The sequence below is a fragment of the Xylanivirga thermophila genome (genome assembly GCF_004138105.1).
GTDB lineage: Bacteria > Bacillota > Clostridia > Caldicoprobacterales > Xylanivirgaceae > Xylanivirga > Xylanivirga thermophila.
Map to the genome: position 1 here is coordinate 22,134 of NZ_RXHQ01000008.1, position 22,506 is coordinate 44,639.

Here is a 22,506-nt window from a genome sequence, read left to right on the forward strand (position 1 = left end):
TTAGCCGTATATAACTCTTTATATTCTACAGATGTTATATCCGGCTAACTGTTTTTTAGAATTCTATCTAAATATCAAATCACTTTTATCTTTAATGGCCATCTCTTTAAAATACCGATTTTCTAGGGGGATCCACTCTTCTAAAAATCTCCTTTGCATGACAGCCCCATTTCTCTTCAAAATTCTTTCACTTTGCTCTTTTTCATCAATGGATAAAAATATCTTTAAATCATAATTATCAATTAGAGTAGGATGCATGCTATAAACACCTTCAATTATATTAAGCCTTTTAGGCTGAACCGATACATATCTATCCAGTATCATCTTCTTACAATCGTATACCTGGTACTGAAATTCCATGCCTTTTTTTAATCCTTCAATTATTTCCTGCTGAAATCTTACATAATCGACATTCCCGCCCACTTCGTTTAATCGATCCGCTGTCTTTAACTCAGGTCGTAAGAAAAAATCATCCATATGAAATATATTGCAATCATATATCTCACCTATAATATTAGCCAAAGTGGTCTTCCCCGCACAAGCATTTCCCTCAATAGCCACATTTACAGTAGCATGTGTCTTTAGTAGAGAATCAATCCTACTGAATACTTCGAAATAGTAACAATATTTCGCCTTTACTACTCGATATGCAGGTAAATATGAATTTCGATAAATTTTACTATGACTAACTGGCGGATAACCTTTAGATCTATAATCATCTAGATATATCTCAAGCCTTTTTAATGGATAAGGTAAAAAACCATCCCTGCAACATTCTTTAACTACCTTAAGTTTTTTTTCAAAACTCTTAATGTCTCCATATACTGAGTTTGCAGTATTTATAAAGAATGTATTTACTGTCTTAATATCTATCCCAGAATCTCGTATAGCTGTTAAATAGAACCTACATAGGCCATTACCAATTTCATCGAACATATCATTAGACATACTATCATTAAAATTTAGCTCCAATCCTGAAACTTCTTCTTGTAGACGCTTTAAGCTGCCTTCTTCATCTATAATCATATGCCCGCCTGCAAACTCATTTTGATAGATTAATTTTATTATATCTTGAAGCTCCATCTTAGGGTACTTTGCATAATGCTTAATTAGTAAATTCCTAAGTTCTTGCCTATCTTGCAACCTCAATGGAATCCCACCTTCTCCAATACAATTCATTTATTTCCTTATACATCTACATTCAAGATAATATCTCTTTTCATTAGCCTCACCTATAGAAAATGTTTTTCTAGGCAATACACCTTCTTCAATTATAATCTTAAACAGATCATATTTATCTATTGGCGGGAGAAAAAATCCTATATTGCCCTCCTTTGACCCCAGTGAATCTAGAACATCACCACCATGTATATAATCTATTTTTATATTAGCATTATCTTTAATATATTCATTTAAAAAAGCATCCAATGCAGCTACTTCAAGTGAATACCGAGGATGCTTAATATAAATAACACCATGGGAAATTGGAGTTACAAAAGCAAAGGTCTGAAAACCCTTTTCACTACCGAGTCTCCCATATTCTTCGTTCATTTCCTCTTTTGTATCAAAACACCTAAACTCGGCTTCACAACCTTTAGCATTTAAATAATCCAGTAAATCTTTTAGCATTTTTTTTGAATCGACATTAAAAACAACTCTATGGATGGGCTCCATTTTCAGATCATCATCATGCAAATTAATAACCTCTACTAATGCATACCTTGCAGGATGATCTTCAATTTCTTCCTTAGAAAGTGTCTTTTTTATATTCTCCCAATGCACCTTCGCTGTAGCAAGGGAATGATTGCCATCTCCTACAGCAAACAATAATATCCCTTTGTCAGAGGATATATTATATTTTTTCTTGAATATCTCTGGATTGGCAAGCTCGCTTAAGGCATTAATTATATTATTAAGCATTTCTCTATCATCGATCTTATAACCCTTTATATTGCCTCCACCCATCATTAAATCAAAATCATATATTTTTTTTAATTTATCAACTTCTTGAGATACAGGTTCGATCACTGTTTTATCTGGATCATCAATTAAAGCAATAATATGGGGCAATTCAACATAAGCATTTTCCCTTATTTTTACTCTAGCTGGCAGTCTCTCAATAATTGTGTCTTCAGTTGCTCTAACTAGCGATTGAGAACCTTTAGTATAATCATACTCTTCTAAATCAATCGCCATCACAAGACCTTTGCGCGTCCTATTATCAGATAATTCTCTTTCAGTATATATAAAACCTGGTTCTTGTGGAATAAGGATATTCCCTTCAATATATTCCTTCATGGTGTTATTTATCCTTTTAATCCTATCTTGTGCATCATCATCTTCTAAAAAAGCTTCAGGAAAAATTATATTAAATGTTGAAGGACTCTTACCAATATATTTTTTTACATTCTCCCAATATGCTGGCTGAGACGTATATTGATCACATGCTATAACTGCCCATTTTGAAAGATCTATACCATCGGCTGGCATCAATATTGAAGGTATGTGAACACCTATATTATTCTTCATCTTCAATTCTCCTTTTAAAATCTTGTAAAAGGTTAATTCTCCAACATTATTTTTTCAAGCTCTAATGGTTCAATATATTTACCATCTTTAAAAGCTCTCATATTACCTCCCGATATTTCATCTATTAAAGCAATATGTCTATCTTCACCTATCCTCCCAAATTCAAGCTTAATGTCATATAGTTCCATTCCCTTTGCTTTTAATTCATCTTTTACAACGCCACTGATCTTCTGAGTAAGATCCTTTAATACCTTATACTCCTCTTTTGAGAGGATACCCAGCATATCTAGCGCATCTTCCGTTATAGGAGGATCATTCCTAACATCATCCTTAAGGGTTATCTCCACAAAAGCATCTAAAGGTTGACCTTCTTTTGCATACATTCCATAACGGCGCATAAAACTTCCTGTTGCTCTATACCTGCATATTACCTCTATGCCATTTCCAAACATTGTAGCTTTTTTCACTATCATAGAAGAATTCTCAATATCAGCATCCACATAATGGGTAGGTATACCCATATTGTTTAATTTTTCAAAAAAGAATTTTGTCAATCGCAGCCCAGCTTTACCTGCACCTTCCATAGTAAGCCCCACCGTATTAGCTCCTGGATCGAATCTACCATTTTCTCCTGTTACATCATCCTTGAATTTCAATAGATATTTCTCGCCATCCATCTCATAGACATCTTTTGTCTTACCCTTGTACACTAACTTCATATTGACAGCTCCTTTCACATTTGTTTTTACTTACTTAATCATTTATTGTATTTTTATTAATTAAACATTCTTTATTTAGGTTTTTTGTTATTATACCATATTTTAATGTATAGGAATAATGATAATTTTAATAAGACGTGAAATATAATTCATACTATCCATACTCATTAATTTTAAAATTTAACACAGAAAACTATAACTTTTTAGATCTTAAAACAATCCTGCTAAACACCTAAAGATAGTAACAACTTTCTTCCTTTACTACTCGATATACAGGGACATCTATACCCACGTATATATCCCGACCCAGTTTAATATATACATATTTAATCCCGAAATGATTGACTGATCTTTTCCAAAAAACTGTTAGCTTCCTTACGATTCTTAAATGTTATCACATTTAATCTCTCACATTGTCCTATTCTATCTCTATTCTTTCCAGCAATATTCTTGGGAAATTTCCAAATATATTTTATAAATTCAAGGTCTAGCCGCTCAGGACAACCTTCTCCCATATCTGGTCGACTCTGTCCCACATTGGTAATGAGCCTCTTAAAGTATCCCACAATACAAGTCCACCTTGAAAGTTCAAAGTTTATGACCGTATCTGCCTTCGAAAGGCGTATATCCATTGAACTACCATAATTCCCGTCGATTATCCATGTATCCCCTTGAACTATTTTCCGCTGCCAAGCATAAAATTGTTCCTTCGGTGTCTCTATCCATCCAGCATTCCAATATGTTCTATCAAGATGTATAAGTGGTATAGATGTGATTTCAGCAAGCCTCCGTGAAAATGTACTCTTCCCACTTCCAGGTGATCCTATTATCATTATTCTCTTACCAATTGTCATCTCTTCCCCCCATACCATTGATTTTCAAAGTCATTTTTTCATAAAAATAATTCTCATAAGATTGAATACAACAATTGAAGAAAGCTTAGTGGATAGATACTCAAATCTTGAGATATTCTTGATACTTCTCTAACTTATCTGATAAACTGTCATTATCATCATATTTTATATTGTAGCCATTCAGACATTAAGGGTCCCCTGTTCTAATAGTCTGTACAAATGCTACATAATAATCCTGCATCCTGTGTGCTCAACAGTAGAATACTTTCAGTATGGTAAAATAATTTCGTTATGCTAAGTATATCACATTATGCAAAAAATAAATATGAACCCATAATAACTTTACCATATTTGCATACTTGTCTGCTTTACTTTTTTTATTTGCTCCATCTACTAATGCCAGCTGTCTTTTTGTGTTTTCTCACAAACTGTATAAGTATCTTCATAGAAAGCAAAAACAATGGTACTATATTTTGGGATGAATAGTTAAATGATTTAGTCATTTTTATAAAATCAGCAGCAATAGTATTACTTCAAAATATCTTTTAAAATAGGATAGACAGCTTTTGCCATATATAGCATTCCTATATCTGAAGGATGAATACCATCCACAGTACAGCTATCTGCTATTTCCTTATTAAAAAACTCATAGCCATCTTTAAAGTAAACATTGTTATCCCTTGCCATCTTAGCCTTGTCAAAGGTTTCGTATATAATATCCCTTCTCTCCTCTATCTCACCATAGTCTAGTTTAGCCATTGAATGATGATAGTAGGCCATAGTGGTAAAAACAATAGGCAATAATGGATTCTTTTCCCTTATAATTTTAAAAAAAGCTTCATGAGTAGCTTTAAGATGTTTAGGATTAGGTGCATTATAATCATAGTCAATAACTAAAACACTCATATCCATAGAGGTTATGATTCTAGCTAGCTCCGGCTCCCCTTTCGCATTACCTCCAAACCCATAATTTATAAAATTTGCATCAAGCCATCTACTAACAATATGAGTATATGCGTTACCTGGTCGAGAAGCACAAGCTCCTTGAGTTATGGATGGCCCATAGTATACTATAGGCTTTTCAATGGTCTGTTTTTTCGGCGGGAGTATACTTGCATCCTCCATAATCCCTATTTCTAGTTTCTCTACGCCACAATATAGGGGTAGATATATAGTCCATTCGCGCATTTATCCAGCTAACCCTCCACCTATCTCTCCCTCAACCTTCCAAGTGTTATACTCTGGGTATATATTTGCATAAAACGCCTTATTTCTTCCCTCTCCCATATAAAAATCAAAACCAGCTAAAGCAATCATTGCTATATTAGGATGCATATAGGCTGGCTTTAATTTTGCTTTCAAGCATATGCGCTCTGAATCAGTTTTAAATCTCACCATGCCTCCGCTTGTATGCCAGGCCATGATCTTTAGACCGTCCGAAAACAGATCAAGAAAATCCATAGGAAGACGGCATAGATTGTTATTCCTTTCTATCCATGGAAAACCTGACAGTACAAATGGTTTCTCTAATATGCTAATATACTTCAAATAGAACACCTTCTTTGTATAGATATATTTAAAATATAATTATTTTACTCTAACCAGTTCACATAGTCTAGATAGAGTTTTGTAGAATTTGGATGACCTGCAAAGGCATTAGAACCTGGCTTGTTCATCATTCCTTGATATTGATATATAGTTATCACATCAACATAGGGAGATACTGTCTCTAGTTGCTTCTTCACCCGTGAAAAAGAAGCAGGTAGAAGAGCGCTTTTATAGACTGTACTTTCAAACTGAAAAACTTCTACGTCTGCCCAAATCGCCGCTTTCGATGCTTTATCATGCGCTCTTCTCAAACCTTCATATATTTTAGGTATTTCATGAACTTCTGTCTTTTGAACACCTATTTCATCTTGATAAGCTACAATATCTACATCTAGCTTATCTAGTTGCCCTACAAACTTGTCATCAGGTACTGCCTCTCTGGTACCATATGGTGCAATGAGAATTCTGCTATCTGGGGTAAGCCTTCGTGCTTCTCTACTACAAGTATTTACATATCTAATAAATTCCTCCTGAAAATAGGAGTGAATATACGCCTCCCTAGGCCAATACCAACCATAAAAGCTTGGATGATGCCCATACTGTTCCGCAATTTCGTTTAAAGCCTGTAGACGCATTCTCTCTATATTAAGGTCATTAAAAGCTACCCTATCGGCAGTCCAGTCTCCAAAGAATCCTCCACTCACAAAAAATTTCATACCATATTTATCGGCAGCTACAAATATTGCCTCCATAGGGTCAGCGCAGTTAAGATTTGCTCTCGGATAAAATGAAGAATTATAATACGCCTCTTCATATAGGGCACTTGCCAATAATACGAGATATTCTATTCCTATCTCTGACATCTCTCTTATTTTAGCCTCCCAGTCTTCACAATTGAAGTTTTTACAGCTCTCGTTCCAATATATACCTTCAGCCCTATTATGATGTTGAAATTCAAACCAGCTTCCTCTAATTGGTTTTACCATTATATATCCTCCCTTGTACTATACAAATGCTTTGAAATGCAAAATCCCTATGCATAACAACAAATTTCTTATTTGTATTGCGTGCACAAAGATTATATATTATCAGCAAACTCTGCACCTCTTTTTATCATATGCTTCCTAACTCTACTACCATCCATTTTATGCAGATCGATATTATTGTCTATAGAAATAGCCGCTGCGATTCCACAGGCTTCTCCCATTGCCCTACATGTTGGCATTATACGCAGAGAACTCTGGGCAACAAAATCAGCACCTATACATCTACCAGCTACTAGTAAATTATCGATTCCCTTAACAACTACGCTACGATATGGAATTTCATAAAATGGTCTATTGCCCTCGAAAGATCTATCAACCACATTGGCCTCAAGTCTTAATTTCCTACCATGGATGTCTATAGGATAATTTGATTGGACAATTCCATCTACAAACTTTCTATGTGCCAGTATATCATCTGCCTTTAACATATAATCTGTTACAATTCTACGTGATTCACGAATACCTACCATTGTAGCTATTTGGGATATATATGCGTTCTCAAAACCTGGCAGATACTTCTTATAAAACTTAAGTTGCCGCATTATAGCCATTTTCCCATGGAGTTGAACATGTGTAAGATCTTCAAAGTCTACTCCATCAGTGGCATCGAAAAATTCTGGACAGTTAAATGCCAATGTATCCTTTCTGCCTGGCACCCCAAATATTTGCCAATAGACTGCATCATCTTCCACTAGATCTCCATTTTCAATTGCCTCCATAAATATAGGATATAGAGGCCAATTGCGATTTGGTATTGTCATTGCTGTAGAGATATTGTCCGATATATGTCCATACTTAGCTAAAAACTCCCGAAACTTTTCAATGTTAATACCACCTAGCATGTAGCGAAGGGACACTGGTTGGTTCTTCCCTGTCTCTTCATCTCCCGATTTAAAATCTGCCCCTGACAGATAGGCTACATCACCATCTCCAGTGGCATCGATATATACCTTGCCGCTTATTATGCCTCGACCAGATTTATTCTGTACAAAAATACCTTCTATAGAATCTTCTTTTCTTAGTACATCACAGATAAATGTATAATAAAAGATCTTAATATTGTCTTGAGCTAAAAACTCCTCTAAAACCAAAGATAACATCTGTGGATCAAATGCCGAACCATCCCCACTAGCCCCACCATATTCTATGAGCTTGCCATTGATCTTTTGAGAAATATATGAACACATGGGATTTCCCTCAATTCCTGTATGCATCAAAGGTGTGACAAGACCTAATGTGGCACTTCCTCCTGCGGCACCAAATTGCTCTATTAAAGCCACTTTTTTTCCTTCGTTAGCAGATGCAATAGCCGCAATAGCACCAGCTGTCCCTGCTCCACATACAACTACATCTGCTTCATATGTAAATTGAATTTTCAAATTCATAGCATAGGCCTCCTAGTTTAAAATTAAAAGTCAATCTCTATTAACTTAACTACTTTATAGATAGCATTATTAGTTTATTTTGGGTATTTATCTTGGTTGTATATACATTTTTTAAATAACAGAAATCTGACAAACTATAGTTATGAAAGCTATATAGTTTATCAGATTTCTGCCTACACTAATACATGCTCTCTTCTCAACTTACTATGCAGATATTGTTAATCAAACTTTTCCTTATTTTCTTTATACCAAGTCTTCATAGCTTTTTCATAATCATTGCCTCCGGTTTTTTCCCATTCTGCAATAATGTTATCTATCGCTGTTTTAGGATCTCCGCCATCAACAATAGCTTTGATTAAAAAATCATTTACCATAGTATTTAGTGCCATTTGATTTTTCTGTACAGCTTCAAGAGACGCAGCGTAGTTTTCATAGTAGTTCACAATTTCATACTCTTCTACTCTCGAATTCATCTGATCATACATTTCTGCCATAGCTTCTGTCTTTCTGGCTCTTGCTTGCCACATTTCAAAAGCTTTACCTGATGGTATAATCCCGGTAAATTTATCAGAATTAGTATAATCATTAAAAGCCGGAAATATAGGATAATAACCTCCATCCTTAATTTCATAAGAAATGTCTTTTTCCCCTAGATAAATCTTTTCAAAGTTATCAATATCTGAAATTGTATTAAACCAGATCATAGCATGCTCTGGATTTTTGGATGTCTTAGGAATACATGTTGTATTAAGTATTCCTTGTCTTATATATACAGTAGGACTAGTACTAGAATCTGGAGCTAAGAACGTTGCCACTTCCATTTTTGTATCAATCCCTGCCGACGCAAATGCACTATATATGCCATCTGCATCCCAGAACATAACCGGATATGCAAGCGTAATTCCATTTGTGAATTTTTCCTTTGCACTTGCAACTGTATTTACGGGAAAATCATTATCTAATATACCTTCTTTATATAGTTTCTGCATGAAAGAAAGATAATCTATAATCCTAGGATGTCTAATACGATGCACATATTCTCCATCTATATCATACCATGTTGGATCTCCCATCCCAAAGGCAGCTAAAATAACATTATTCCAAGCATTAGCAGATTGCGTTAATGCAGGCTTTCCTGTCTTATCAGTATATGCCTTCAATACATCGTAGAATTCATCCAAAGTCTTTGGAATATCTTTATTTAGTTCCTCTAAATATGAGGTATTAAATCCTATTCCACCTTTTAAAACACCATATGGCTTACCGCCTGGCTGTGGCCCATCAAAAGCTTCATGAGGTAAAGCATAAATCATACCTTTATCATCTGTAAGAGCATTTAATGATCTCTCAGAAACAGCAGAGTATATGTTTTCACCATATTTATCTAGATACGGTTTTAAATCTAATAATGCATTTTGAACATATAGCTGATTAGTTTGGTTAGGACTCATCCTCATAAGAAGATCGTAGGAACTACCCCCTGCTATTTCAAGCAACAATTTTTCATCTGCATTTTCTTGAGGTAGATTAAACCATTTTACTTTATAACCAGTCATATCTTCAACTACTTTGTAACTAGGTTGTTCTTCCATATTATAGCCTGTATAATATGTGAGAATATTTATTTCAGGCTTTTCACCTGTCAAAAATGGATCCTCTTCCTCCTTTTTTGACTCATCTGATTTTTCAGATTGATTTTTAGAATTATCCTGATTTTCTGTATTATTATCTACATCTAGTTTATCATTTTTGCCACAACCAACTATACTGATAATCATTAGAATAACCAGTAAAATACTTACAAACTTTTTCATAGTAATCCTCCCCACTATTATCTTTTAATAATCTACGAAAGCAAATTTAAGTGTTTGATCTTGCTAGCACTACATTGGTCTTTTAGTCTTCCGCTTCACCACCTTCCAATATAACATAAAAGTACTATAAATTTCATTTTATAGTTCTGCTAACTATATATAATAGTCATCCCTTTACTGACCCTATAGTTATGCCTTTTACAAAATATTTTTGTAAATATGGATAGACAATCAAAATAGGTACTGTTGATACAACAATAGTTGCAGCACGTACACTTTCCCCTGTAAGATTCATTGCTGAATCTATGTCTGCAACATTTCCTGTTGCATCTAGAGTATTAAGAGCCTCATTTATCAAATCATAGAGATACTGCTGTAGAGGTTTCAAAAATGGATCTGTAATATATAAAACGCCTGCCATATAATTATTCCAGAAAGCCACTGCATAAAACAATGTAACTGTTGCCAATACTGGCAATGACATTGGAAGTACCACTTTGAATAACGTTTGCATATTGGACGCACCATCAATCTTAGCTGCCTCTTCTATAGTAGCTGGTAGCGATTCAAAATAATTTTTGACTATTAACATATTAAATACAGAAAAGGCACCTGGAAAAATTAAAGCCCAAATCGTATTAGTCAAATTTAATGAACGGTATAATAGATAGTTAGGAACCATACCTGCATTAAATAACATAATGAATACAAATATATACAGGAAAAATTTTCTTCCCTTTAATTCCGGTTTGGATAAGGGATATGCGGCTGTAACAGTCAAAAACATGGCAATAAATGTCCCAAGCAATGTAATAAAAACAGATATCCCAAAAGAGTTTGAAAATTCTGGTTTTTTTAATACATATAAAATTGTATCAGTTTGAAATTGTTTGGGCCAAAATGAAATTAAACCCGCTATAACCGGACCTTCTCCGCTAAAGGCTTTAGCAACAACATGTAATACAGGTAATAATGTAATTACCCCAAACAAAGACAGTATTAATATATCTATTATCATAAAAGCAGAAACTTTATGCTTACGTCTAGTTGCCATATGCTTATCGTCCTCCATTCATAAAAATTACTACCAAATACTCTTCCCTGTAAGTTTTTTTGCTAACTTATTAGTGCTTAAAACTAACATCAATCCAATTAATGAATTGAAGAGACCTACCGCTGTTCCCATACTAAAGTCCATTTTGCCAAGGCCCATTCTATATACATAAGTACCTATAATATCTGCAGATTCATATACAGTTGGATTATACATAGCAAAAATTTGAGCAAATCCAGCATCCATGATGCTTCCAACACGAAGAATAAGCATCAATATAATGGTAGGCAATAGACCTGGCAAAGTTATATACCACATCTGTTGAAATCGATTCGCGCCATCGATATATGCAGCCTCATAACATTCCTGATCAAGGCCTGCAATTGCAGCAAAATATATTATAGAACTCCATCCAATTTCTTTCCAACCTTCAGAAAATACCAATACCTTCCTAAATATAGAATTATCCATCATGAATTTAACTTTTTCATGTCCAAGATTAGAAAGGGCCGTATTAACGACTCCTGTAGAACTAAGCAACGTAACAAAAATACCAGAAACAACAGCCCATGATAAAAAATGTGGAAGATATACCACTAGCTGTAATCCCTTTTGATATTTAATACTCTTAACCTCATTAAGAAATATTGCAAATATAATAGGTAGTGGAAAAAGAAATAATATCTTATAAGTGCTAATAATCAATGTATTAGCAAGGGCATTTTTAAAGTCACTTCGTCCAAAAACATTGGCAAAATGCTTAAAACCAACCCATTCACTGGCCCCAATAGATTTCCAAGGTGTTTCGCCTGCAAACATGTTGTAATCCTTAAAGGCGAGTGTTATACCATACAATGGGACGATATTGAAAATAGTTATAAAGATTAGAGTAGGTATCAATAATAAATACATGTCATAGTTTTGCTTGAAGTATCGCTTAAACGAATTCTCCTTCCTGTAAATAGTTTTTTGAGATGTTTGTATGTTTTTTGAGTCATAAATGCCATTTTTCATATATGCTATATCCCCCATTTCCCATTTGATATTAATATTGCTTACCCATATCATATATGGAATATAGTAAGCCAGCAATGAATTATATAGATGAAAATTAGTGGTATATTGAGAATTTATATAATGTTTTCTTATTGATTAGTAAAATATTACGATATTTGATACATTCTTGCTATACTGCTTTTTATCATGCGAGTATATAGTACCAGAAAATATATACTTTAGTACTCAATTGACACCAATTTCGTATTTTGCTATTATAGTCTAAGATATTATAATTATCCTTTTGTTACTTTTAATTTGACACAAATATAAACTTTCCTATATATAGCATAGATATGATACTAGTATGCTTTAAAGGAGGCAAATGCCAATGTTTAAAATGCTGCTCGTAGAAGATGAACCAGTAACTTTAGAAGGGATAAAATCTTCAATAAATTGGTCTATGATGGATATTTATATCTGTGGCGAAGCAACTAATGGGCTAGAGGCCATTGAATTAATTGAGGATTTAAAACCTGATATTATCCTTTGTGACATTAGGATGCCAAAAATGGATGGCATTTCATTCGTTAACTATATACAACCACACTATCCTTATATAAAAGTAATTTTTTTAAGTGCTTATTCAGATAAGGAATTTCTAAAAAGTGCAATCCATCTAAATGCCATAGATTATATCTATAAACCTTTTGAATTATCAGAATTGATACAGGCTATTGAAAAAGCCAAGGCCGCTTGCATCCAACATTATACGATTAAAAATACTGCCTATGATAATGATATTGCTTTAAATCTTATTCAAAAAAGCTGGATCAATCCTGGATCTTTAGAAAATATTCCTATTGAATTGGATAATCCTTTGATTACAGTTATTATATGTTCCAACGTCAACAATGAAATTAAATCAGGAGGGGAATTGATCACAGTCAACCATTATCTGCCTTATTTTCAACAAGCTTTATCTCATATTTTTAACGGTAATTATGTAATTTCACCTATAAGTATTGGATATATTATACATGCAAATGTAAATAATGAATATAAACTAGATAAAGAAATATTAAAACAACTTGATGGACTTTTTGACATAATAAAAGACTCTTCTAGATTTTTAACTATTGGCGTAAGTAATCCAGTATCATCCTATGAACATTTAAAAATCTCATACATGCAAGCTAATGAGGCAATTAAATCTGCTTTTTTGATTGGATATGGTAAACTAATATCATATAATAGTTTAAATACAACACAGTTTGTACCCTCTAGAGATTTAGAGACTATGTTTTTTATGCAAATTGAAAATAATAATATAGCAACTGCCATCGATTTCTTAGAAGAATACATAAGTTATATGTGCAACTGTCGTTCAGAAGATATCCCGGCTATTAAAGATGAATTAACCAAAATAGCTTTTAAGTTGAACCAAAAAATTCAAACATGTGACCATATACAACAACAGTATATTACGGAAACAATCATATATGCTTCCGATATAATAGATATCAAAGGGTATTTGCTACAGTTATTGGATCAAATTCAAAATAATATTAATAATCTAGATGATAAGGGCCGCATTATTTTTGATGTTGAAAGATTTATTTTAGAAAACTACGATGAAAATCTTTCCATTGATGAAATAGCAAAACATGTATATCTTACACCAACATACCTATGTCATTTATATAAGAAAAATACTGGTAGAACATTAAATCAGTTTATAAGAGAAGTAAAGATGAATAAGTCGAGGTATCTACTCACAAATACAAATCTTACTATAGGTGAAATTTCAGAAAAAATAGGATATAATAACCAAAATTATTTTACTAAGACCTTCACTAAATATTTTGGTATTACTCCAACTGCTTTTCGAAATAAACATTTATGGTAATTTATATAATTATAGCCGCAAGGAGGAGAATAAATAAATGTTTTTTGATTCTATTAAAAGTGCTTATATAAATAGTTCATATCAAAACAAACTAATAATATCATTCTGTATTACTATACTAGTTCCTGTTATTTTATTGTCTTACTTCTCCTATTATCAAAACCTGCAGGTAATAAAAACCCAATCTATCGCAATATCAGAATTATACTTGCATCAAGTTGAAAGCTCTATAAATACCAAACTAACTGATCTAGCAAATACAGCTAAAGTTCTTTCTAGACAGACTGCTGTTACTACAATTCTTGAAAAAGACCCTACATCTGTCTCTTTTAGTGAGCAATTAGATGATTTAAAAGATCTCGATAATATTGTATCCACGTTTTTATCATCTTCCCCTGAAATGTATAAAATACGCCTATATGTAGATAGTAAGTTCATTTATAGCAATCGTAATGATACTACTTATAATCTGGATAGCTTTGCCAGCACAAAATGGGCCAAAATGGTTAACAGTTTTTATACAGATTTATATTTTACAGAACCCTATGAATATAGGTATATTTTAAATAATATCCAGCGAATTATATCAGTTATCGTTCCTATACGAAGCTCTAAAGACTTCGAAAAAATTATTGGTGTAATATGTATAGATATGCTAGAAAAAGACATATTAGATTCAATGAAGGTTGCAGATTATACCTCAAGAGGACAAATCATAATCACTGACAAAAACTACAACCCATTACTTATATATACAACAAATGATAAATTTAATTTAGACTCTATTAATAATATTATTCAAAAAAATGTAGGGGCAAATAAATCTGAAAATATATCAGTAATTAACAATAATGTTATTGGAATGGTATCATTATGGAATACTTGGAAATTGATTTCCATAAACTCTATGGAGGATCTATTAGCAGCCCAATCCAATTTAAAATTCCGATTTGTGTTATCGATTATTTTAACAAGCATTTGCGTCTATTTACTCGCATATTTTTGTGGAAAGTATAATGCTAAAAGAATAGGCAATCTAGCAAAACAGATTAGAATTGTCGAAAGTGGTAATTTTAATGTTAAATGCATTGTCGATAGCGCTGATGAAATTGGAGACCTCCAAACTAGTTTTAATCGTATGATCGAAGAGATTGATACTTTAATGAAAAATCAATATCAATTAGGAAAAAATCTTAACGCCATGGAAATGCAAGTGCTACAAGCACAGATTAATCCGCATTTTTTATATAATACCCTAGATCTTATACTATGGACCGCTAAACGGAATGATATGGAATTAGTTTGTGATATAGTTTTAAAACTATCCAAATTTTATAGAATAAGTCTAAGCAATGGTAGCAACTTCATTACTCTATCAGATGAAATAGAACATGTACGTTTGTATGTAGAGTTACAAAAGCTCCGATTTTCAAAGAACATATATCTATATACTGATATATGTAATTCTCTTAAAAATTATAGGATTATGAAACTACTATTACAACCTATTGTAGAAAATAGCATTATTCATGGAATTACCAATTCTGATGCAGAACATGGAGAAATCTATATCTCTGCAACACTACAAGGAGAAATTATACAAATTGTTATTGAAGATAATGGTATAGGTATGGATCATAGTACAGTAGCTAAATTGATGAGTTATAGCGAATTTCATACTAATAAAGAGCATATAAGTGGTTATGGACTTAAGAATGTCATAGACCGACTAAAATTATATTATGACAATCAATCACGAATTATTTTTGAATCAACACCAAATATAGGGACTAAAGTTACAATCATAATACCGTACAATTATAAAAATGAAAATTTACATTAAAAAACATAGCGTGACATTTTTAAAGCTATTAAAACTCAATAATTTATAAATACAATATCAAAAACTAAAAGAGCTCTCATACTGAAAGTATGGTAGCTCTTTTAGTTGTCTAAGTTCTATAGTAAAGCAAATTTTTCAATATAACCAAATATAAAAACAATCAAAACTATAACTGACAAAATAAAGGTAAGATAAAATCTTAATTTTTCGGGAAACTTTATTCCCTTACCTGCATTAGCTTCATTAATAAAATTCTTCCATCCCCATCCATAGCGACTAACGCAAAAAAATACATAAACCAATGAACCTAGAGGCAGTATATTATTGCTAACAATAAAATCTTCCAAATCTAGAATAGAAGAACCTTGTCCCAATGGTGTAAAACCACTCCAAATATTAAATCCAAAGGCACATGGTAAAGACAAAAGAATAACGGCAAAAAAATTAATAAACACCGATCGTTTTCTTGTCCAACCAAAAAGATCAATACCAAAGGAAATAATATTTTCAAACACAGCAATTACAGTAGATAGGGCAGCAAAAACCATAAATATATAAAATGCAATTCCCCATAATTGCCCTGCCGGCATAGCATTAAAAATATTTGGTAAAGTAATAAAAACAAGCCCAGGTCCACTATCAGGATTAACTCCAAAGGAAAAACATGCCGGGAAAATAATAAGTCCGGACATAACTGCTACTAAGGTATCAAGGATTATAATGTTTAAACTCTCTCCAAGCAAACTATGCTCTTTAGAAATATAGCTCCCAAATATAGCCATGCATCCCATCCCGATACTCAGCGTAAAGAAGGCCTGCCCCATTGCCGCATAGATAGTTGACCAAAGCCCATTCTCAGCTATTTTATCAACCTTAGGCAATAAATAAAAAGAAAGACCCTCCATTGCATTAGGCAGTGTAACTGATCGCACAACTAAAGCAATCATTATAAATAGAAGGCAGGACATCATGACTTTAGTTATCCTTTCAACACCATTCTGAAGTCCTAAAGAACAAACGCCAAAACCCAAAGTACAGGAAATAATCATCCAAAATACGCTTGCCCCTGTATTAGAAGTAAGTCCTTCAAAAATTGCTCCTACTTCTGCTGGTGTAACACCCACAAAATCTCCCCTTATCATAAAGAAAAGATAAGCTATCATCCAGCCTGAAATAGTAGTATAGAACATCATAAGCAAATAGCTTCCTGCCATTGCAAACCATTTAAAATTATGCCACTTACTGCCTTCAGGTTCTAGAACATCAAAAGACACAGCAACACTTTTTTGACTGGCACGCCCCACAGAAAACTCCATAACCATAATTGGCAATCCAATGATTAAAAGAAATAAAAAATATATAAGTACAAAGAATCCGCCCCCATAGAGCCCTGTAATATACGGAAACCGCCAGACATTACCCAAACCTATTGCACAACCGGCAGAGATTAGAATAAAGCCTAGCCGCGATGAAAAAGTTTCCCTCTCTTGTTGCATAAAATCTCCTCCAATGATAGATATAATATACATATTATACGGTATATTCTGAAATAGTGAAAGGAAAACTTTAATACTGTACTATAATATACTATATTCCAATCCATTTTAGATATCTTTTAGTAAATTGACTATATTATTACTACTTTTTGTCTGTATTCTTTGAAATTTTTTATAGTTTACTCCTATCCCGTCATCTAAATCAATCTTCACACCTTGATCTTCTACATATTTCGCCACTTGATCATACTCTATGCATTCCTCTAACTGTTTTTTAATCTTTTCCTTTTTCTTTACAGCATTCATTTTTTTCTCCTGAGAGATGCCTGAATTCAACATAACATCAAGCTTTTTTATTTCCGCTTCATATATTTTCTGCAGCACATGAAGATAATTAGTTCTAATCTTTTTAATAATATCTCCATCATATTTATGTATATATATAAGCACATTAAGACCGTTCTGTTTACCTGAATGAAACATCCAATACACAGGGCGCTTCCTATATAGTTTTACATGATCTTTATAAAACTCCTTTATAAAATACCTCCTTATAGTCTGTCTTGAAGCTTCACATGCCTTTCTTCCTATACTGTTTGCTATATAATCGAGATTCTCTTCTAAATTAGCTTTACCAAAGACAATCTCTATGAACTCTATAAATCTATCTACTATGTCACCTTTAAAATATTCATCATCTAAAACAGGTATTATATTATCTATTGACGGTGTAAAACTCCTATTCATTGAATATCGGCCGAACATGCATCCTACCGCATATGATATTAATAATTTTATGTCCCGTTTCCTATCTGCCCGTCTTATAGTTATATCCCTTTCATCAATATCTTTGAAAACTTCACTATGCAAACCATATATACTGATAAATAGCCTGTTCAATTCTTCTTCATTGGATCTTAACTCATTAAAACGCTTCTCCGACACTTCTGCCCATCTATTAAATGCATCTTCTAAAGTCCCGTTATCATCCTTATATATTAATATGGGATGCATCTTAAAATCCATTGATATTTCGAAAGAATCCCAATCTTCCTTAGCAATCTCTACATTCCTTTTTTCTATATACTCCACTCTCTTTAGAACGTCCTCCCGCCTTATTATAGGAAAATTTCTTATATCTTTTACCTGAACATTCATAGTAGGATTCACTATCGACAAATAGAAATCAAATACCTTGCTATTAAAAAGCGCCAGGCAGTAATACATATTCTCAGGCTCTATAATAGCAGGCCCTCCTTTGTCAAACACACATCCTGGCGGGAGATATCTAAAACTTGGATGATTGGTAATAGCAGTGTAGCTAATACCCTCCCTATACCAATATGCCTCAGGTAATAGATTTGAAGTACTGTTATTTTTATAGAAATTACGAGCCTTGCTACGCCAATCCACTACAAACAATAAATTTCCATAATGCCTTCTAAAGTCTCCGCCTTTTGAATAAGGCACCCAGTCCTTGTTCTTGCCTATTTTCTGTCTGTCCACCTCCCACCATAGCCTTAGATATCTATCATTATTCGCCGTAATATTCTGTGAACCTGTAAAACTACTTATTAAATCTATACTAAATCCATTTTCAAAACATTGAATAAACTTTTTGCCTATCCAATAGGCTATAGGAGAACCTGGAATTTTAATGAAATCATATATCTTCGATACATATCTATTCTTAGCATTAAAATATTCTTTCATCTTTTTACCTGCACTATTATAATCAACGAGTCTTATATACCTCCCCCTATAATGCTTGTTTTTATACTTTTTTATTACAAATGCAGTGGTTTGTACCACCTCGCCACCTATATCATCAAATGCCCTGGAACCTAGATGAACCATTGAGCATATGGTATAGTCATCTATGATTTTTTTTCTTATTTTTGTAAATCTAGATAGGAACATCCATGAATGCTGTGTAATCATACTTATAAAGCCCCCGGGTTTTGCATACTCAATACATTTCTCTATAAACACCGTGAATAAATCATTTTTTGACATGGGAAAACAATGATCAATATATCTTTTAAGTTTATCTCCCATGCTTCTCCTTCCCAAATACGGTGGATTGGTACATACAACATGATATTTATAACTCATAATTCGCGCCTGTCTTATAAGGCATGGAAATCTATTAAGCACTATAGTTTTATATTCATTTTCAGATATATTCTGTGTATCATCTAGTTTTATTTCATCTAATCTCTTTTCCAATGGAGCAAAATCTATATATTGCAGTCTAAGTATTGAACCGTACTCTTTAGCATCCTCAAATACATCTATAATATATAAAATAGATCTTTTTAACGATTCATCTCCCGCCGAAAAATAATCTATCACCCCTTCTGATATGCCATTACTCTCCTGTATTGAACATATATTAAAACGTATATCCTCGTTAAATATATCCCTGTTTTTACTCGCTGCCTTCATCATCAATGCAAAATAAGTAAGCTGAAAAGCTCTATCATCTATGTCCAGGCCATATAAGTTGTTCTCCAATATAAGCTTTGGTATATCTGTTTCAGGGTAACCCATACTCTTATATATATCAAATAACACATCAAATGCATATACAAGTATATTGCCACTGCCCATAGCAGGATCAATGATTTTAATATCTTTCACATTGAAATTTTTATATAATTTAGCGTTTATATTATGTAACTGATTTTTAGCCTCGTCTATTTGGCTTGCTTCATCCAGATAATATTCCCATCTATCCCTAAATACCCCAGCATCATCCAATTGCTCGAGCCACAGCCTACCCAAAGAATTTTCTACCAGATATTTAACTATCCATTCTGGAGTAAAAAATTGTGTTGCCGGGGGAATTTTTTCACCTATAATCTTTATATTATTCTGAAGCCCGGAAAATACTTCATCCTTTTTATCTGAAATATAGTATTGATATAACCAACCAACGACCTCTACATGGTCCTTGAAATCATCCTCAGGAATATCTATAGCCAGCTTTCTTATGACTGAACCTTCCTCCAACAAATTATTAGGCAAAAACAATGTAGTATAGTTATCTAGCCTTTTGAAAATATAAGGAAGCATTTCATTCAGTTTATTACACTGTCTTATAAACAAATACTCTGCCTGATCTATTGTATCTGAATACGCCGTACCATCATCAACCGATGATAAGCCCCTTACATCTGAATAGAGATACCCGTTTACCTCCATAAACCTTATGGCTATGATCCTTTTAAACCAGGCATATGCTATCTCTTCTATCTCTGAAGCAGAAATATTTTTCTGTCCTATTTCAAACGCTCTTTTTTTTACATCATCTGTTAATTTTCTCCTCGCCCATATGGCGAAATTCCTTAAAACTATCTTATCCATGCTATTTCCCCGCCTTTTCCATCCTAAACACGAATAATTATAACATGACAATTTTTCTAAGTCTATATCCCCATATTTTCCAAAAGCCATACATTTCCTAGGTATAAGTTATGGTTTGAATTAACATAATAGATAGTGAAATAGATATTTTTTAGGAGGTACATGATTACAATGTTTGGTACAGTAAAGTGGTTTAATCCCCAAAAGGGATTTGGCTTTATCGAAAGCGATGAAGGTGGAGATGTGTTTGTACACTTTTCCGCCATAAATGCTGAGGGGTACAAATCTCTTGAAGAAGGACAAAGGGTTCAGTTTGATATAGAAGATGGTCCAAAGGGGCCTCAGGCTACAAACGTTATCCCGTCATAAACTAAAATATTTACCAAAGGGCATTGGCAGTTGAGTGCCAATGCCCTTCTATTTGTATTATTCCATAACCTTTGCCCAACCTTTAGAACGTTCAACCGCTTCCTTCCATCCTGAGTATAGCCTTTCCCGTCTTTCTTCAGAAATATGAGGTTCAAACACCCTGTCTATCGTCCAATTATCCCTTATACTATTTATATCATCCCAAAATCCTACTGCCAACCCTGCAAGATATGCCGCACCTAGAGCTGTAGTTTCTGTTATTTGGGGTCTCTCTACAGGGACACCTAATATCTCCGACTGAAACTGCATCAAAAAATTATTTGCAGATGCCCCTCCATCTACCCTAAGTCTTTTAAGCTCTATATGTGAATCCTGATACATTGCTTCAAGTACATCCCTTACCTGATATGATATAGCCTCTAAAGTAGCCCTTATAATATGATTTGTATTTGTTCCCCTAGTCAAGCCAACTAATATACCCCTGGCATACATATCCCAATAAGGTGCACCCAAGCCTACAAAAGCAGGCACTAGATATACACCATTTGAATCCCTTACCTTAGTAGCAAAATATTCCGTATCAGCAGCATCCCTTACCAAGCCTAGTTCATCCCTTAGCCATTGAACAGCTGCACCGCCTATAAAAATACTACCTTCTAGAGCATATTCAACCTTGTTATCAACTCCCCATGCTATTGTTGTTAATAATCCGTTTTTAGAAGAGATCATCTCATCTCCAGTATTCATCAGCATAAAACAGCCCGTACCATAGGTGTTCTTTGCCATCCCTGGCTGGTAGCATATCTGACCAAACAATGCCGCCTGCTGATCGCCTGCCATCCCAGCAATTGGTATCTTAGCACCACCAAATGTTCTTGGATCAGTAACTCCATATACTTCACTTGATGGCCTCACCTCTGGCAACATAGATATGGGGATATCTAGCATATCCAATATCTTTTTATCCCATTTAAGCTCTTTTATATTGTAAAGCATAGTTCTAGATGCATTTGAATAGTCTGTGGCATGTACCTTACCCCTTGTAAGATTCCATAAAAGCCATGTGTCCACCGTTCCAAAGAGTAGTTCTCCCTTTTCTGCCTTTTCTCTGGCTCCTTCTACATTATCCAATATCCATTTAATTTTTGTGCCTGAAAAATAAGCGTCTACAATAAGTCCCGTACTTTCCCTAATATAATCCTCATAGCCTTCTTCCTTAAGTTTATCGCAAATATCCGCTGTCCTTCTGCACTGCCATACTATTGCATTATATATAGGCCTACCTGTGTTTTTATCCCATACAATGGCTGTTTCGCGCTGATTAGTTATACCTATGGCAGCTATCTCATCAGGTCGTATTCCTTTTGTCTCTAGCACTTCTCTGGCCACTCCACTTTGAGTACCCCATATTTCCATAGGATCGTGCTCTATCCAACCGGGCTTGGGATATATCTGCCTAAACTCCTTTTGTGCAACTCCCGTTATTTTACCCGTATGATCAAAGACTATAGCTCTAGAACTTGTGGTTCCTTGATCAAAGGCAAGTATATATTTTTTTCTCATAAAAACTCCCCC

General features: G+C 33.7%; 17 protein-coding genes. 3 read left to right on the forward strand and 14 right to left on the reverse strand.

The genetic code is table 11. From position 1 onward, the window contains the following. Window positions 1-63 precede the first annotated feature (63 nt). The 11 genes from EJN67_RS05880 to EJN67_RS05930 all read right to left on the reverse strand — a co-directional run bounded on the left by EJN67_RS05880 (window position 64) and on the right by EJN67_RS05930 (window position 11,963). Entirely contained in the window at window positions 64-1,149 is a 1,086-nt protein-coding gene (locus EJN67_RS05880; protein WP_243641240.1) for a hypothetical protein, read from the reverse strand. 30 nt (window positions 1,150-1,179) lie between these two features. Continuing rightward, the gene (locus EJN67_RS05885) at window positions 1,180-2,529 is read right to left on the reverse strand and encodes a DUF1015 domain-containing protein (protein ID WP_129723419.1); all 1,350 of its coding nucleotides are present in this window, start codon (window positions 2,527-2,529) and stop codon (window positions 1,180-1,182) included. A gap of 32 nt (window positions 2,530-2,561) precedes the next feature. Continuing rightward, the gene (locus EJN67_RS05890) at window positions 2,562-3,248 is read right to left on the reverse strand and encodes a phosphoribosylaminoimidazolesuccinocarboxamide synthase (protein WP_129723420.1); all 687 of its coding nucleotides are present in this window, start codon (window positions 3,246-3,248) and stop codon (window positions 2,562-2,564) included. A gap of 326 nt (window positions 3,249-3,574) precedes the next feature. Next, window positions 3,575-4,102, reverse strand: coding sequence for a P-loop NTPase family protein (locus tag EJN67_RS05895; protein WP_129723421.1), 528 nt, complete (start codon window positions 4,100-4,102; stop codon window positions 3,575-3,577). A gap of 528 nt (window positions 4,103-4,630) precedes the next feature. Then, window positions 4,631-5,290 (reverse strand): SGNH/GDSL hydrolase family protein, encoded by a 660-nt coding sequence (locus tag EJN67_RS05900; RefSeq protein WP_129723422.1) that lies wholly within the window; start codon window positions 5,288-5,290, stop codon window positions 4,631-4,633. Continuing rightward, window positions 5,291-5,650, reverse strand: coding sequence for an SGNH/GDSL hydrolase N-terminal domain-containing protein (locus EJN67_RS05905; protein ID WP_165000764.1), 360 nt, complete (start codon window positions 5,648-5,650; stop codon window positions 5,291-5,293). It lies immediately after the preceding gene. Between the two features lie 44 nt (window positions 5,651-5,694). After that, entirely contained in the window at window positions 5,695-6,636 is a 942-nt protein-coding gene (locus EJN67_RS05910) for a DUF4434 domain-containing protein (protein WP_129723424.1), read from the reverse strand. 92 nt (window positions 6,637-6,728) lie between these two features. Further along, window positions 6,729-8,081 (reverse strand): FAD-dependent oxidoreductase, encoded by a 1,353-nt coding sequence (locus tag EJN67_RS05915; protein ID WP_129723425.1) that lies wholly within the window; start codon window positions 8,079-8,081, stop codon window positions 6,729-6,731. Window positions 8,082-8,299: 218 nt separating this feature from the next. Next, complete coding sequence (locus tag EJN67_RS05920) at window positions 8,300-9,895, reverse strand: extracellular solute-binding protein (RefSeq protein ID WP_129723426.1); 1,596 nt, start codon at window positions 9,893-9,895, stop codon at window positions 8,300-8,302. Window positions 9,896-10,061: 166 nt separating this feature from the next. After that, window positions 10,062-10,949, reverse strand: coding sequence for a carbohydrate ABC transporter permease (locus EJN67_RS05925; protein ID WP_129723427.1), 888 nt, complete (start codon window positions 10,947-10,949; stop codon window positions 10,062-10,064). A gap of 30 nt (window positions 10,950-10,979) precedes the next feature. Next, on the reverse strand, window positions 10,980-11,963 hold the full coding sequence (locus EJN67_RS05930; protein WP_129723428.1) for an ABC transporter permease: 984 nt from the start codon (window positions 11,961-11,963) through the stop codon (window positions 10,980-10,982). Between the two features lie 373 nt (window positions 11,964-12,336). Between EJN67_RS05930 and EJN67_RS05935 the strand changes: the two genes are divergently transcribed. Then, a complete protein-coding gene (locus EJN67_RS05935) occupies window positions 12,337-13,854 on the forward strand; it encodes a response regulator (RefSeq protein ID WP_165000765.1) in 1,518 nt (505 codons plus the stop codon). 37 nt (window positions 13,855-13,891) lie between these two features. Continuing rightward, window positions 13,892-15,697, forward strand: a complete 1,806-nt coding sequence (locus tag EJN67_RS05940) for a sensor histidine kinase (RefSeq protein WP_129723430.1) — start codon at window positions 13,892-13,894, stop codon at window positions 15,695-15,697. Between the two features lie 116 nt (window positions 15,698-15,813). On the opposite strand, the gene EJN67_RS05945 is transcribed toward EJN67_RS05940, so the two are convergent. Beyond that, window positions 15,814-17,193 (reverse strand): sodium-dependent transporter, encoded by a 1,380-nt coding sequence (locus EJN67_RS05945; RefSeq protein ID WP_129723431.1) that lies wholly within the window; start codon window positions 17,191-17,193, stop codon window positions 15,814-15,816. A 108-nt stretch (window positions 17,194-17,301) separates the two neighbouring features. Continuing rightward, a complete protein-coding gene (gene pglX, locus EJN67_RS05950; RefSeq protein WP_129723432.1) occupies window positions 17,302-20,562 on the reverse strand; it encodes a BREX-1 system adenine-specific DNA-methyltransferase PglX in 3,261 nt (1,086 codons plus the stop codon). 171 nt (window positions 20,563-20,733) lie between these two features. Here pglX and EJN67_RS05955 point away from each other — a divergent pair, with 171 nt between their 5' ends. Continuing rightward, window positions 20,734-20,931, forward strand: coding sequence for a cold-shock protein (locus tag EJN67_RS05955; RefSeq protein WP_129723433.1), 198 nt, complete (start codon window positions 20,734-20,736; stop codon window positions 20,929-20,931). 57 nt (window positions 20,932-20,988) lie between these two features. Here the strand turns inward: EJN67_RS05955 and glpK are convergent, their stop codons facing one another. Next, the gene (gene glpK / locus EJN67_RS05960) at window positions 20,989-22,494 is read right to left on the reverse strand and encodes a glycerol kinase GlpK (protein WP_129723434.1); all 1,506 of its coding nucleotides are present in this window, start codon (window positions 22,492-22,494) and stop codon (window positions 20,989-20,991) included. Window positions 22,495-22,506 lie beyond the last annotated feature (12 nt).